This is a genomic window from Arthrobacter sp. P1_D12, from assembly GCF_056406175.1.
This window is the reverse complement of the sequence record NZ_JBFUAR010000001.1, coordinates 1-14,767: the sequence shown is the minus strand read 5'-3', so window position 1 is coordinate 14,767 and position 14,767 is coordinate 1. Positions and strand designations below refer to the sequence as shown.

Annotated in this window: 13 protein-coding genes and 2 pseudogenes; 5 read left to right on the top strand and 10 right to left on the bottom strand. The window is 64.4% G+C overall.

Translation table 11 applies throughout. The features are described 5' to 3' along the window. Positions 1-483: 483 nt before the first annotated feature. Positions 484-1,185, bottom strand: coding sequence for a hypothetical protein (locus AC1DZV_RS00075; RefSeq protein WP_476952625.1), 702 nt, complete (start codon positions 1,183-1,185; stop codon positions 484-486). A 127-nt stretch (positions 1,186-1,312) separates the two neighbouring features. On the opposite strand from AC1DZV_RS00075, the gene AC1DZV_RS00070 reads away from it, so the two are divergent. After that, positions 1,313-1,714 (top strand): hypothetical protein, encoded by a 402-nt coding sequence (locus AC1DZV_RS00070; protein ID WP_476952624.1) that lies wholly within the window; start codon positions 1,313-1,315, stop codon positions 1,712-1,714. Positions 1,715-3,776: 2,062 nt separating this feature from the next. Here AC1DZV_RS00070 and cas3 read toward each other — a convergent pair. From cas3 to AC1DZV_RS00030, 8 genes are all read right to left on the bottom strand, one after another. Beyond that, positions 3,777-6,329, bottom strand: a complete 2,553-nt coding sequence (gene cas3, locus AC1DZV_RS00065) for a CRISPR-associated helicase Cas3' (protein ID WP_476952623.1) — start codon at positions 6,327-6,329, stop codon at positions 3,777-3,779. Positions 6,330-6,331: 2 nt separating this feature from the next. Further along, positions 6,332-6,955, bottom strand: a complete 624-nt coding sequence (locus AC1DZV_RS00060) for a type I-E CRISPR-associated protein Cas6/Cse3/CasE (protein ID WP_476952622.1) — start codon at positions 6,953-6,955, stop codon at positions 6,332-6,334. A gap of 68 nt (positions 6,956-7,023) precedes the next feature. Continuing rightward, positions 7,024-7,701: a type I-E CRISPR-associated protein Cas5/CasD gene (gene cas5e / locus AC1DZV_RS00055; protein WP_476952621.1), complete on the bottom strand. Its 678-nt coding sequence runs from the start codon at positions 7,699-7,701 to the stop codon at positions 7,024-7,026. After that, the gene (gene cas7e, locus AC1DZV_RS00050; RefSeq protein ID WP_476952620.1) at positions 7,698-8,831 is read right to left on the bottom strand and encodes a type I-E CRISPR-associated protein Cas7/Cse4/CasC; all 1,134 of its coding nucleotides are present in this window, start codon (positions 8,829-8,831) and stop codon (positions 7,698-7,700) included. Before cas7e ends, cas5e begins: the two co-directional genes overlap by 4 nt. Before the next feature lies 1 nt (position 8,832). Then, on the bottom strand, positions 8,833-9,444 hold the full coding sequence (gene casB, locus AC1DZV_RS00045; RefSeq protein ID WP_476952619.1) for a type I-E CRISPR-associated protein Cse2/CasB: 612 nt from the start codon (positions 9,442-9,444) through the stop codon (positions 8,833-8,835). Positions 9,445-9,458: 14 nt separating this feature from the next. Next, positions 9,459-10,934, bottom strand: coding sequence for a type I-E CRISPR-associated protein Cse1/CasA (locus AC1DZV_RS00040; protein ID WP_476952618.1), 1,476 nt, complete (start codon positions 10,932-10,934; stop codon positions 9,459-9,461). 273 nt (positions 10,935-11,207) lie between these two features. Next, the gene (locus AC1DZV_RS00035) at positions 11,208-11,438 is read right to left on the bottom strand and encodes a hypothetical protein (RefSeq protein WP_476952838.1); all 231 of its coding nucleotides are present in this window, start codon (positions 11,436-11,438) and stop codon (positions 11,208-11,210) included. Positions 11,439-11,661: 223 nt separating this feature from the next. Then, a complete protein-coding gene (locus AC1DZV_RS00030) occupies positions 11,662-12,015 on the bottom strand; it encodes a hypothetical protein (RefSeq protein WP_476952617.1) in 354 nt (117 codons plus the stop codon). Positions 12,016-12,096: 81 nt separating this feature from the next. Here AC1DZV_RS00030 and AC1DZV_RS00025 point away from each other — a divergent pair. The 4 genes and pseudogenes from AC1DZV_RS00025 to AC1DZV_RS00010 form a co-directional block, all read left to right on the top strand. After that, positions 12,097-12,447: pseudogene (locus tag AC1DZV_RS00025) on the top strand (Y-family DNA polymerase); the annotation flags it as partial. A gap of 241 nt (positions 12,448-12,688) precedes the next feature. Continuing rightward, entirely contained in the window at positions 12,689-13,069 is a 381-nt protein-coding gene (locus tag AC1DZV_RS00020) for an ATP-binding protein (protein ID WP_476952616.1), read from the top strand. Next, positions 13,066-13,407 carry a hypothetical protein gene (locus AC1DZV_RS00015; RefSeq protein WP_476952615.1) on the top strand — a complete coding sequence of 114 codons (342 nt, stop codon included), beginning with the start codon at positions 13,066-13,068 and terminating at the stop codon, positions 13,405-13,407. Before AC1DZV_RS00020 ends, AC1DZV_RS00015 begins: the two co-directional genes overlap by 4 nt. A 7-nt stretch (positions 13,408-13,414) precedes the next feature. Beyond that, positions 13,415-13,588 (top strand): annotated as a pseudogene (locus AC1DZV_RS00010) (PspA/IM30 family protein); the annotation flags it as partial. Between the two features lie 133 nt (positions 13,589-13,721). On the opposite strand, the gene AC1DZV_RS00005 reads toward AC1DZV_RS00010, so the two are convergent. Further along, on the bottom strand, positions 13,722-14,767 hold a 1,046-nt coding region (locus AC1DZV_RS00005), incomplete at its 5' end, for a hypothetical protein (protein ID WP_476952614.1).

Here is a 14,767-nt window from a genome sequence, read left to right as displayed (position 1 = left end):
AATGGTGAATTTTGATCAGGGCACAGGGCACGTGCCCGATACGATCGCTTCGTTGATGGAACGCGCTGCTTGGGACTGCGGGATCCGGCCTACGGGTTGGCCGCAGACCAATACGTCACGGCAATAGACTCGCGCATTCCCACGGCTTGCGGATCTCACCTTTTTTCATGGCATCCGCCTGCGCCACGGTTTTCTCCCAATTTTCGTCGCCGCCGTAGTGCGGGGCCGGTATCCAGACGATCTTGAGCTTGTTTGCCAGTTTTTGGGCTACGCCCTAGGTGCTGAGCAGCTGCTCGGTGAGCAGCCGGGCGAGTTCGCTGGGGTCCGCAGGTCCACCGCTGAGGTGATCCGCGTGACAGTCGTCGTGGCCTCGTTGGCCCGGCCCCGGATGGCTCGCCGGCCGTGCTCCTAGATGCCGGCCGGTGCGCAGGAGATCATGGTCAGGGCGTTGTGTGCGGCGTTCCGGGAAAGCATCACCGGCCGCTACAGGCTCTCCTTCTCCTTCGGCGCCACGACATACTTCTCGGTACCGTCGCCTTCAAGCATCTTCTCGGTCGTCGTGGTGACACTGCGAATACCGTCGGCCGTGACGATCCGCTGGTGGCTAACCAGAACACCGAGCTCCTCGCCATTCTCGGTGAAGACTGCCCGGCCGATATGGTGCGAGCCGAAGCTCAGGGCGAGCATGGGCCGTACCGGGAAGGTGAATTTCTTCCGCTGGTGGTCCAAGTCGGGCACGCATGCCTGGCAGGTGACGTAGCTGTTCAAGCCCTCTACTTCCTGCCGGGAAAGTACATGGGGAACCCTGTAGACCATGCCAAGATCGGCTGGCCGAAGGGTGTCGTAATTCTGCAGCACCAAATCCCAGGACTCGGCCCGGTCCACGGTATGCCTGACATGGTGGCAGCCGGGCCGGTGGACACGACGCGTGCCGCTGGCGGTTATGACGAAAACCTCCTTGCCGGACCGCAGCCTGGAGTCCACTGCTTCCTGCTCCCGCCTGATCTGTGCCTTGATCTCATCCAGTGACGGCTTGGGCGAGTAATCCGCCGCAGGCCAGTAGGGGTCATCCGCTGGCGTCCGCTCGGGAATCAGGCCGGACCCGCGGCCAGCCGCTATCTCGTCGATCAGGCCGACCAGTTCGTCTGTGCTCAGTCGCTCCGGGCCATCGTTGTGCTCGGCCATGGCCGTCCTTCTCTCGGGTTCGCTTATCGACGTTCATCATCTCAGCAGCGGGCAAATGGGACGGGTAAGGCGCGGCACGCAGCGCGTCTGTCATCGTGGCCTCAGCCGCTGGGGATAACGTCGGACCATGAGCCCGTTTAGAATCCCTTCCGACAAGCAAGTCGACCCGTCCAAGCTCGACGCCTGGATCCAGATGAACACAGTCCACCGGCCCATCCATTCGCCCGGGCCGGCCTTCGTCTACATCAGGGACATTGACGCCGAGATCTCGGGGCCCGCTATTGACCCGGTGCGGCTCCAGGCGCTCATTGAGGAGAAGGCAGTCCGGAAGGGCGACCCGATCACGGGCGTTCCGTTCATCTATCTGGACGACCTCCTCGACGGACTAAGAGGCACCGGCGTGGAAGCCGACGAAGGCTATCACGGCCAGCGCGATGGAACGTCACAGGCAAGAGCAGCTGCGCCGGCAGAAGTAGCCGGCACAACCACAGTGCCCCCGCTAGATTCGAATCAGCGACTTCCGGAATAGAAGGCCGGCGTTTTCTCCATCTGAGCTGTGGAGGCAGCTCCGCAAGCTCCAGCCGCTCGGCGTCTCCGAAGTGCTGCGGCCGCTCCGCTGCCCGGTCGGCCATCGCCCCAGCGCCGGCCGGCTGCCGACGCTCAGTCCTCCCGCAGCGGTCCCGGACGGCCACCCTGGGACGTCTCCAGCAGAGCCGTCAGGTGCTCGACCTGGGCTGGGAGCCTCTGGAGTTCCATGTGGACGATGTCCAAGGGAGATACGTGTAGCCTCCCGGAAGGCGTCCTTTTTTCACGTGGCACGTCTTGGAAGAGACGGTCCCTCACGCCCCCGGGCCGGGCCACAAATTCATCGCTGCTCACCCTCAAACTTTCGGCATGGGTCAGTCCGCTGAGCGCCCGCTGTCTGAGATCCTCAACGAGAGGCCGCACCGCGTCTGTCGCCCATCCGGGCGGGGTTGTCTTGACTGCCACGACAGAGTCTCCTTATTCGGCACCGATTTCCTACCAGGGAACATGCGTAGGCAGATGCTGCCCGCGAGCAGTCGGGGAATCACGTACCGCAATGCCATAGGCAGTGAAGACCACGGAAACACCCCCGCGTGTACGGGGAAGACGACGCCGCCAACCGCATTTCGAGCTGGCCGTAGGAAACACCCCCACGTGTGTGGGGAAGACCGCGATAGTCGCACAGCATTCGCGCGTACGCCCAGGAAACACCCCCGCTTTCGCGGGGAAGAGACGAGCCGCTCCGTCTTGTCGTGGTTAGCGTTGGAAACACCCCCGCAAAGTCGGGGAAGGCTTTCAGCTCGCCGGCCTCGTCGAACCAGATCGCGGAAACACCCCCGTAGGTGCGGGGAAGACACGTACTCAAACACGCTGCAGGACGCCAACGAGGAAACACCCCCGTAGGTGCGGGGAATACCGTTTGGTGACCGTACTGGAGATGACTAGCTGGGAAACACCCCCACGAGTGCGGGGAAGGCCTGTGCCGTCGGCACTTGCCGTCCAGCGTGAATGAATCACCCCCGCGTTTGCGGGGAAGATCCGATGTCACCGCGCCGCGGATTCTTCCCGTAGGAAACACCCCCGCGAGTGCGGGGAAGATCCGATGTCACCGCGCCGCGGATTCTTCCCGTAGGAAACACCCCCGCGAGTGCGGGGAAGACCTAAATGCGGTGGCCGGGGGTAACGCGGAGACGGAAACACCCCCGCGAGTGCGGGGAGGACTTTGTGCTGTTTTCATCACCAGGGCTAGTGCTGGAAACACCCCCGTGTGTGCGGGGAAAGTAAAGCCATCGCAACGCCGAAGACGAGCGGCATGGAATTACCCCCGCGAGGGCGGGGAAGTCAGCAGGTCTGACGAATCAAACCATGCCTAGACTGATACACCTCCACGACCTGCGGAGAAGAGGACACGGTTACTAAGCCCCGGCCCCGCTTGAGTGAAGATCCTACACGAGTCGCTGTTCGTGCCATATGGACGAAACCGGCCCCGTCCATGCGGGGAAGGCCGAACATTGAAAGCGCCGGAGTCGGCGGTGATGGAAACACCCCCGCGCGTGCGGGGAAAGCAGATGTGACGCCTGTTTGGACAGGATGGCGTAGGAAATACCCCCGGGTGTGCGGGGAAGACCCGTTCGCGTGGTGCGGAACGAAGACGAAGCAGGAAGCACCCCCGCGCGTGCGGGGAGGACGCTAGCAGGAACTCTCTCTGAATGTGCGGGATGGAAACACCCCCGCGTGTGCGGGGAAGACTGGCCGATGTGGCGCAGCGAGAAGTTCACCTGGGAAACACCCCCGCGTGCGCGGGGAAGACACGCCGGTCACGTCGATGTCGTAGGCCCAGGTGGAAACACCCCCGCATGTGCGGGGAAGAAACACGGAGGAGCTTGTTGATGGCCCAGCCGTTGGAAAGACCCCCGCGTGTGCGGGGAAGACTCCGCGGTGCCGTCGATGAGGCGGATCTTCCAGGAAACACCCCCGCGTGTGCGGGGAAGATAGCTCTGCGGCTCCGTGCTTGATGTAGAAACTGGAAACACCCCCGCGTATGCGGGGAAGGACCGGATTGACCACTAGGCCGAATCCAGTTCGATGAGGCCGAGTACCGGGTCGTAGCCAAGTCCGCCCTGACCGAATACAACCGGCAGCATGCCGTTGAGAACCTTGGACGCGGGGTTCCATGCGCCTACGGAGTTGAGTGCTTTGCGCGCGAGCCTCCCGTTGAGAGGAACGGTGGCTTCCATGGCGGTCCGGAGTCCGACCCGGTCTTTCGGGTCGATGGCTTCGAGGTCGGCAATGCTCCCCTGCCAGGCGCCTGGGACCCCGTTGTTTCCGGATGGGTCGATGAACAGCGCGGTGACGCTGGGCGGTTCGATCAGGCGTGTGGCAATCTCTTCGTTGACGTCCTGCCCGGTGAGACGGCTCAGGGCCGAGAGATCTGCCTCCGGGTCGGTGAGCTCGTCGGCGTTGATGACGACAGCATCGGCTTTGGCGTAGCGGCGGGCGTACTCCGTCAGTTCTTCCTGCTCGTTCCAGTCGACCTCATCGAGCTGCAGCGAAGAGGCTTCGACAAAGGCCTGGCTGTCGTCGGGCATTACCAGGCGGCTGCGGGCGGCAAGGTGCGCCCAGACCCGGTCCAGCTCAGAGGTGAAGTACGGGAGGGCACCGCGCTTGCCGTTGCCGCGGACGATGTGAAGGGGCAGTTCCCGGGCGCCGGGGAGCCGGGCTGCCCGGCGCGGGTCGTTGTGGCGCCAGACTCTGCCGGCGCGCTGGATCAAGGACGGTGAGGGCGCCAGGTCGGTGCTCATGGCGTCCAGGTCGATGTCCAGGGACGCTTCTACGGCCTGGGTGCCGACCAGCACAGTGCCTGTTCCGCTGCCGCCTTTGCCGATTTCGCGCAGGAGCCGGTCGGCGGCGTCGCGGCGGTGCCCGGCGGTCATCCGGGAGTGCAGGACGATCGGATCGATTCCGGCTGCGGCGAGCCGCCGGGCGGCCTCCTGTGCACGTCCCACGGTGTTGACCACGATGCCAAGGCGGGCGGACGGAGCGATCGCACGCAGGCCAACGGCCCAGTCGACGTGAGCGTGGACCGTGTCCTCAGCCTTGAGTTTGGTGACTGCGATGCCGTAGCTGGGCTGTGCCAGTGGTCCTGCAGTGCCGGGGACGCTCTCCTGGGACGGGAAGGAGATCTCCTCCCGCTCCCACTCGGCGTCGTAGGCGGCCGCGAACGCGTCCCGCTGCCAGCGCGGAAGGGTGGCCGAGAGGAGGGTGACCCTGGTGCCGGTGGCGCCCCACCAGGTCATCAGTTCCGTGGCGAGGGCTGACTGGTACTGGTCCAGTAGGTGCACCTCGTCAATGACCACGTGGGCGTTCGCCAGGGTGAGCAGGCGCAGATGCGCCCACTTGTTGCGCAGCGACCCGGACAGCACCTGGTCGATGGTGGATACCGACACGGGGGCGAGCAGGCGGGCCGTTCCGTTGCGGAGGAAATCTGACGGGATCAGGCCCTGGTCTGGCGTGCCCTTGCTGTCCTCCTCGTCGTGGCAGTCGAGGGATTTGAACTCGGACTGCAGCGCGTAGAAGTCCTCGACGCTTGCGAGCCGGTGTGCCAGTTCGGCGACGTTGCCGGTGCCTTTGTATGTGGCCTGGACACGCTTCATCATGGCGTTGGTGGTGGCCTGGGTGGGCAGCGCAAAGATGAGCCGCTCTTTGCGGAGGGAGTGGCGGAGAAGGGCCGCCTCCGTCTTCCCGTTGCCAGTCGGGGCCATGGCGATCCAGAGTCCGCCGCCAGATTCCAGCGCAGTCTCCTGCAGTGGCCTCAGCTCGTAGTCCCCGGTGATGGAGGCACGGGCGTCGGTGAAGTCACGGTAAACGCCGAGGGTGCGCCGAAGTCGGTTCGCGAAAAATGCTCCGCGGTGCGCCATCCATGCAGTCGGGTCTTCCGGGTTGAGCGTCCCGGCCTGGATTTCTTCCTGGGCGGTCTTCACGGCATACCATTCCGAAGCGGTGCGGTCGGCAAGGACCACGAGCCCGGAGATCAGCACCGCAGTCGTGGTGGAGCCAGCGGGCGGTTCCTTCGCCGGATCCAACCCAACAGAGGCCATGACAGCTGCAAAGAGGTCCGTCCGGGACGACTCCCAGGCGCCTGCAGCCGACTTCCGGAAGACCTTGAGCGCATCGGCGTTCGGGACCTCGAACGTGCCGTGGTGCCCGAGGGCTGCTGCTGCCATCCAGTGTTCGGCTACTCCGTCGCTTCCCCTCATGCCCCCGGAGAGAGCCATGGCGGAAACGGACTCGTGCCGCCGCAGGAAGCCGCGCCGCTCGTGCGGGACGTCCAGGCTGAAGCCTGCGCCCTCCAGGGCAGTTCGCGTTTCGGCATGCCAGGGCTCCGTAGGGGCAAGCAGCTGGCCGGCGAAGACGGGGCTGGCCTTGCCGAGGTCATGCAGGCCCGCGGCGGCGGCCACCCAGGCGCGGGCGTCCGGACCGAGGTCGGCTTCGATGTGCTCCTGGAGCCCGTCCCGAAGCCAGTGGTCCCACAGGACCATGGCGGACGCCGCGGTGTCGAGGAGGTGGCTGCTCAGCGGGTACGGACCGTCCAGGCCATGCCTTTTGCTCCAGAGCGGCACGGTCAGCCGATGGCCTTGACGGTGAGGAGACCGCAGCCGTAGTTCTTGGCCCGGCCGACGCCGGCGGCCATCAGCTCTGCGAGCCTGGCGGGGTCGGAGACGACGGCGAAGCCGTCAACCAGGTCTGTCTGGACGGCCCTGCCGCTGCGGACTCCGAGGACGTTGCGGTCGTGGTTGATCAGCTCCACGTCGTGAAGCGCCCCGGCGAGCTTGTTGGTTACCCAGTCGGTCATCGAATCGAAGCCCTCGACGGGCGCGTCATCGCGCGGGACCGGCGACACTCCCCCGTCTTTCTTCCGGCGCACGGCGTTTGCCGCCAGCCGGAAAGCCACCGGAGTTCCGGCCGCTGGGGTTTCGCCCTCTTCGCGGACAGCCATTCCGTCGACCGTGCCGAGGGGCTTCTGTGCAGAACGAACAAGGAGCGTGGCCGCGCGGCCAGGTGCAGCCGGCTCGACGCGGAAGATGATGCCAGCGGCGGCGCGCGGGCTCTCCCCGCCGACGTGGCCGAACATTTGCATGACTGACCGGTGCAGCTCATGTGGGTCGTTCAGTGCCCGCGGACCGGGCCGGCCGTTGCGGCCGCTGAAAACGGTGTGAAGTGGGGCCATGCTGAGGAAGGTGGTCATGGGTGGTCCTCTGTTGGGGCTGATGGTGGTCGATTCGATTCCCCCGGCGGGCCGGGGAAGGGGTGCTGTTAGCTGGCGGCGCGCTCCGGGATGGAAGTGCGGGTCGCCCACCATTCGAGGCGGGCGGCCGGTGGCTCGTGCGCCACAACGGCGGTGCTGTCCGGGTAGCTGTTGTCGCGGCCGTCCAGGGTGTGGAGTCCCGGCTCCACGGATCCGCACGGCGCTTCGGTCAGCAGTCCGTCATCGCCGACGCCCAGGAGCAGCGGGAAGGCGGGGGCGAACGCCTTCCGGCCCAGAAAGGGGCTGAATCCCGGTTCGGCGAACGCTGCAGCGAGCTCAGGGACACGGTCCGGGTGGCTGACCCGGACGATGAACTCAGCGCCGGCCAGGTAGGTACGCCGGACGATCGACGTACCTTTCTGGGCGTCGGGGGTGAAGGACACAGGGGCGTTGCCCTTTTGCCCGGATGCGGCCCAGATGCGTTCGATGAACGGCTGGGCGTCGGGGCGCGGATTGATCGTCTGGAAGTCCTTCTCGATCCGGCCCGGGTTGTCGACCCGCACTTCGATCTCGAGCTCGTCCAGCCAGGCCGGCCATTCTCCCCGGCGGGCTCCGAGTGCGGCTGCGATCAGCCCGGTGATGCCGCTGCGGGTGGGGATGTCAGCGGTGTTGACGTGATTGCCTGTGGCGCGGGCGCCGGCCCAGGACTGGTAGGGGCCGGCGAACCGCAGGTACAGGCTGCTCATTCAAGGATCCAGTCGACGATGCTGCCGACGAGGCCGTCGACGTCGGTCTGCTCGGCTTTGAACGCTTCCAGCCCGTCTACCGTCCCGGCGATGCGGGCGGTGCCGAAGTTGCCTCCGTCGAAGGCGAGGGCCGCTTCGCGCTGTTCGGCAAGTCGCCTGATGGCGGCGGTGGCGTAGCCGCCGTCCTCACCGGGGAGGACCGGGGTCTCGAAGTCGTAGGCGAGGCGGTAGGCCTGTTCTTCGGCCAGAACGGCCAGCGGAGCGACGTACGGGGCGGTTGCGTTCTTCTTGCCGGACGGCAGCTTGTAGATCAGGGCGTGCACCATCAGCTCCAGCTGCTCGCGTGCGGTGGCCGAGTCCACGCCGGTCCAGTTGGACTTGAGCTGCTCGCGGTCGATGGTGACCGTCCGGTAGAACACCCCGGAGGTGTAGGACGCCACTCCGAGGAACGATGCGCCCTTGCCTTGGGCCGCGCTGGGGCTGTCATCGACGGTGGAGAAGTAGTCCGTTTCGATGACGGCCTTGTGAACGGACATGGCCGGGCTGACGGCGAGGGCCGCGGCGGTGTTGGCCTGCGGGGCGGAGGCGAACATGCGGCCGAACGCGGCGATAGACAGAGAGCCGGTCAGTCCGGGCTCCACGAAGTCGATCGGTACCTCGGCGCCCTCTTCGTTCTTCTTCTGTTGGGCCGGCGTCGGTTCCTTGCGGATCGTCACGGCGCCGGTGGCGACGGCCGCGGCAGCGGTCTCGATTTCCTCCGTGCTGAGCCAGGAGCTGATGCCGGACTCCTTGGCCGCGTCGGCGCCGTCGGCCGGTGCGCTGTCAGCGGCGGAGCTCTTGACCAGGCCCGAGATCAGCTTCTTGGCGTCGCGGAGAGCGATCTTCGGGTCGAGTTCCGGATTGATCTCCCGGGCGCGGTCGGAGACGAGGACCGCCAGGTTTGTGGAGCGGACGGACTTATCAAGGGAGCGGAGTTCGTAGTCGGTGCGGGCTGCACGCTTGATGGACTGGCTGGAGAGCATGCCTCGGAGGACGCCGCCAATGACGGCGCGCTTCGGGGTGCCGGAGTCGTCACGGTTGAGGTTGCTCCACGGGATGGTGTTGACGATGTGCAGGGTGAGGTTCTTCAAGTTAGAGCTCCTGGTTCGTGTTGGCGGTGCCTGCGGGTGTGGTGTTGTCGTTGGTCCAGGCGCCGTAGTAGTCGCCGACCGTGCGGCTGCGGACGGACTGGGAGGCGTCGGTGAAGCCGTTGCCCCAGCGGGCAAGCATCCTGGCGATGGCGTGGAAGTCGAAGCCGACATCGGTGCCGCGGGCCAGGTCAAGGAAACGCCGAATGGTGGATACTGCGGCCTCAAGGTCCTGTTCGTGGAAGGTGGCGAGCCGTGAGGCGATCAGGTCCGGCTTGGCGGGGTCCAGAGATTTCTCTGCGGACTTGCTCAGGCTCAGCCTCTTGAGTGAGGCTCCCAGCGGAGTCCGTTCCGCGTGCCGTACGTCCGGGTAGGCAGCGGCCAGGCCGGCAGCCCGCAGGTATGCGGTTTTGTGCCGCGGCTCGTCGACATAGCCGAGCACCCAGGGGTAGGCGTAGTGCTCGGTCGCCTGGTCGAGCCCGCGTGCCACGCTGGACCTGTACTTGGCGTCCTGGCCGCGGAGCGCCAAGGTTTTGCCCACCAGCGCAGCAAGAGGATCTCCGGGGGCAGCGGTGCCCTTGGCCCCCGGATCGGTTGTGTCGGGCGCTGTTGTCATCTGTCCTTCCTTCTTCACTTGGTGCCGGCCTTTTGCGGGGCCAGGCCGAGTGCCTGTGTGATGTTCCACGCCACCCTGTTCCGGGCGGTCATGACGAACGGGGCAAGCTTTGAGGCGGGCGCCGACGAGGTGACTTCGTCGAAGGCGGCGAGTGCGGCTGTCCGCACCGCCGGCCAGACCGCCGGGTCAATGGAGTCTCCAGTGCCGCTGACGATGAATTGTTCGAAGGGCTTGGCCACTTTCTGCCAGAAGGCCGTCTCAACGTCAGGCCGACGGTCCTTGAGTGTTCGCAGTGAATGGTTCAAGGGGTTGCTCCCGCGCAGCGGGTCCGTGAACGGCCTGCAGACCTCGGAGCAGACAGCCTTGACCAGTTGCGAGGCAAAAGAGACGGCATCGGCACGGTCTTCGTCGATGATCCACTTCTTCGGTGACGACACTAGGACCTCGGTGCGCCGGACGACGGGTGAGGACGCGCTGCCCTCGACCAGATGCCGGAGGAACATGATCTGCTCATCGTCCGGTGTTCTGACCATCTGTTTGGAACGGCTTTGGACGACGGAGGAGAGGTTCTTGGAGTTCCATTCGACCGCCAGATCGGTGGGGCTGTGGCCAAAGTCGAGGCGCTGGGCCTTGCGTTCAACGGACTGGACGACCCCTTTGGCAGTCTTCCTTTCAATGTCAACGTAGAGGTAGAAGGTGTCCTCCGTGTTCCGGGTGTCCCACCATGCCTTCGCCGCGACTTTGCCTTCACCCATCGTCGGTGGGCGGTGGGTGGATCCACCTGTGGTCACGGCGGTGAGGGTAGTTCCGTCCCAGGCACACATGGCAGTGTTCGATCCCCAGGTCGCCCTCCACAGCGGGTGCTCCGGTTTCCCGGCGCCGTTTCCTGACACTTTGCAGGATGGGTCGGCCCAGGCGGGGAGCCCGGTGCCGTCTACCCAGGACTTGGGTGTGTTCAGCAGCAGGGTCTCGAAGAGGTTCCCGCCCTGCCAGAGCACTTCAGTGGCCGTGTAGCCGACGCCGGGATACCTGATGCCTGGTGAACCGTTGGCGCATGAGCGCCCTTCGATTTTGTTGTTGCCGCCAAAGGAGTAGTGGTGGTGCACTGCGAGGGCGAGTACCGCGTCGGCCCCATCCAGCTGCTCCGGGTGTGCCCCGTCTGACCAGAATTCCTCGGCTCGGTCAGCAGGCATCCACGGCAGCAGCTTCTTGACGGGGAACTCCTTCCCGGCCTTGGGCGGGGTGTTGCCGGCCGGGATTTGGAGGAACGGCCGGTCCGGGTCCAGCACATTGCTGTGCGGCGTGATGAGCGCCAGAGCCTGGTCGACGGCTTCAGCGCTGAAGGCTTTCCCCGGGCGGCCCTGGTGGCGGAGGACCAGGGCGGTCACCGCTGTCAGGTATCGCAGTTGGGCGCCTGTCTGGATGCCGTTGAGTCGGGAGTCCAGTCCGTCCGAGTCGTGGGCTGTAAGCAGGGCGTCACGGACCGTCATGGGCCCCGCTGCAGTCCTGATCCAAGGGATAGCTGTGAGTGCGCACCCGGCGTGCCTGGTTTCTGTCATACGGTTCCCCAAACGTTGGTTGAGCCAGCAACAAGAAGAGCGCTGGAAGTCTTCTCAAGCTAAAGCATACGTAGACGTCTTGGCTAGGGCCTGGCCTCGTTTTTCTCGCTCTGAGTTCTAGCCTTATCACTACCGGGAACGACAAAGCGCCCCGCACCGAAACCGGTACGGGGCGCTGTCAGATTGAGCCACGGGCGGCCGAGGCTACTTGCAGGTGGCCAGGATGCCGGCGATTGCGTCGTGCTCGGCGGGCGTCATCCAGAGCTTGTACTTGGCCTTCACCGCGGTCTGGCGGGCGACGTATTCGCACCGGAATGCCTTGTTCGGAGGAAGCCACGTCGCTGCATCCTTGTCACCCTCCGCGGAGTCGGCGGGGCCGTGTAGACGGAGACCTAGTCTGAAGTCGGATCGTCGGCGCTGCGGCTGGCGAAGCACCGACGCTGTAGTCCTGCAGAAGGCTGGCGGATGCGTCCACGCGGTACACGCTTTTTCGTACGTGTCCCATCGTCCGCGCCGTAAGCACCCGGCGGACGAACGTCCGCCGCCGGCAAGCCTGGTCGAGCTCGTCCGCCGAGAACCCCGACTATCCGGACGTCGTGGTCCCTGTGCTATCCGAACTGACCATCTGGGGCCTCGTCACCCGCTACCTGCATCACGTCTAGGAAGTGGGTAAATGGCAGGTCTCGATCAACATGTCCGATTTGGGGTCGATCCGCGCCTGGATGGCCGCGATCTTGGCGGCGTCCTGCTCCCGGGTCGGTTTCGCTCTCTCACGGTTGGCCTCGGTCACGTCCCGGATCACGTCTTTGAGCGTGTCCGATGAGCGGGCGGCAACCTTGTCCATGGCAGCAAGGTATTCGGCCTGGACATTTGGGGGCACTGTCCACACGCCGTCTTTCGCGAGCGCCATGGCGGCCCGGAGCTCCACGCAGGTCTCGCTCGTTGACAGCTGCGGCGTGCAGCCGGTGAGCAATAAGGCGGTTGCGGCCAGGACGGCTGCGGTCTTCTTCAACGGTTCTCCCAGTGGTGGCACGTAGCTACATTGCCAGCTTACGTTCCCGCTCGCGGTTCTCACGGTAGCCCGGTGAACGACTTGTCCGACGGCCGCGTCGACCCAATCGCCCTCGTGGACGTGAACAGCTTCTGCGTCTCATGCGAGCGTGCCTTTGACCTGCCACTGCAAGGCCCACCCATCGTCGTCGTCCTGTCCAACAACGACGACTGCGTTGTGTCGCCCGGTCCAACAACGACGACTGCGTTGTGTCGCCCGGTCCAACCAGGCCAAGGCCCTGGGCTTCGAAAACGGTGACTCTTGGTTCAAGCATGTCGCCGATGCCAAACGAACCGGCTGGTGCACCCGAGTTCCAACTACGAGCTCTACGGAGATTTGAGTTCGAGGGTCATGGAGCTCCTGGGCCGGTTCGCCCATATTCAGGAAATGTACTTTCAGTTACCTAAGAGGTGTTGTTGCTCGTTCCCTAGGAGAGTGAGGCCTACGCGGGACCCAGAGAGTCCTGTCAGCCCTTTGGCATGTCTGTCCGCATGGCCCAGTTTCATCGGGAAGTGGACGTGTTCTGTGGACACTAGCCACCGATGGGAGCCGCCGGTGCGGGAAGGCGCGGAGGACTCCGTCTTGGATCCCCGTCCGGCCGGGCCATCTACCCAGGCTGTGGAAAAGATCGCTAATGACCTTGATCTGCTTTCTATTTCCCTTACTCGGTCTGGAAGCGCTGTCTCATGGCACGTGCTCGGTCTGCCTCCGGCATCGCATCGTCGACAGCGTCAACAAAGCCATCAGCCGGGCCACCGACGTGGATTTGATCTGCATCGATGACATTGGCCTCCTGCCGGTATCCGCCGACGCCGCCGAGGGCTTCTACCGCGTCGTGGAAGCCTCCTACGAAAAACGCCCCCTGGCGATCAGCTCGAACATCCACCCCAGCGGGTTCGATGAGCTCATGCGCAAAACCATCGCCACCGCCACCGTGGACCGGCTCCTGCACCACGCCCACCTCTGCCAAACCAGCGGCGAGTCCGTCCGTTTCATGCACAATTGGACACTGTGACTACCGCAAACAGATCAGACTCATCCAGCTCCAACGAATCGGGAGCCAAGAAGCTCTTCTCCAAGCCCCTGACATGGATTGTCCTCGTAGGCGGTCTCATACTTTGGTTCAACACCGGTGGCTTTCCGAAGGGTGAGTACGTTTGCGACGCAAGGTCTGGCTCGCAGGAGAGTCCAATCTCTGTATTCCACGTTGGTGGAGGAAAGATCAACGTCGTCAAGTACAAAGCCAACTCAAGCGTCCCAATTGAGAAAGGCGTCAGCTACGCTCACGGCTGGTTTGACCGGCATCTAAATCTCTACCTCGGAGACGCCTCGTACTACTGCCAGCTTCGCTAGACAGCTGACCAGCGCGATCGGCCGGTTCGAGGAGCGCATCCGCCGCGAAGAAGCGACCGTCCGCGGCCAGCAGGAACTCGCCGCATCCTCCCTGGACGCACAGTTCGCATCCCTCGAAGACCTCGGTGAGCAGGCTGAGGTCGAAGCGCGCCTCACGGCCCTGAAGACCGGGACGCATCCCGGGCCCGCAGCAGATCCGGGACCTCGAATGGGAGATCACCCCAGGCCAAGGCGGACGAGTTCACCTCCGACTGGCGTGCTGACAACTTCGCCGAAGCAGTCCCTAACCTCCACTTCGAGGATGCCTGGAACTACTACAACATGGGCCGCCGAGTCCACGATGAAAACTCATCTAACAGGGAGGACAAAGGCAGTTCTAGTATTGGCCCCCACTCCTCCATCGAGCGAAGTCCCCTCTGCAACTGCCGCACGATCTCCGGTGTACACCCCAGCGGGAACCGCCGTTCCTCGGAGATGCCGCCGTGCCTGATCTGAGGGTTCCGTCGCACGTACTCGTTTTGGATGTTTGACCGTACTTTGACGCCACCCTCCTGTCGGGCCAGAATCATGGGATCGAGCTTGAGGACCTGTCTGCAAGCGTTAGCATCGTTCAGGGCGTCGTTCCTGACTGATCCACGCTCCCATCGGCGCAATATGTCGTCCGTGACGGCGGGTGATTCGCTCACGTCCGCCGTTACCAGGCCGTTCAACTGCGCTCTGGTCGTGGTGTTCTCCTCCCCAACCACAGCTGCTTTCAGGAGGGCTTGAATCTGAGCCTCTCGCAGTGCCCAGACATGTAGTTGTTCCACCCATTCCCCGGGCGACATTTTCCGTAGTAGGTCAAGGTCCCCTATTGAGTGCTGAAGCTTCAGAAGCTCTGAAACGGCCGACCGCACCACGGGCAAGTGCACGTGAGCCTTCCGGCCTTCATATCCGAGAAAGACCTCGCCAGGCCCCCCGTTCAACCATTTCAGCCATTTCAGCCATTCCAAGTGGCTTGGACCGGCTTCTCTTTTTTGGTCCCCGTCGTGCAAGGGAGCTTCAAGGCTATAGAACGAGGCATAGTCGGTAAGGATGAGTTGTCGCACGTGTGTTCCCCGAAACCAGTCGCTGGCGTAAACGGCGTCCTGCACCGCCTTGGTCCGCTCAAAGCTGTCGCTTATGGATTTCCGGGCATTAGCAGCGTGCCATTCGAGAGCAGCGATTACCTGGCGCCTGCGCTGCAGTGCCGCCTCGATCTCCCTGTTCCAGTATGCCGCCGCTTCTTCAGCCTCCCTCGCACGCTCCGCCGCCGCTTCTTCAGCCTCCCTCGCACGCTCCGCCGCCGCTTCTTCAGCCTCCCTCGCACGCTCCGCCGCCG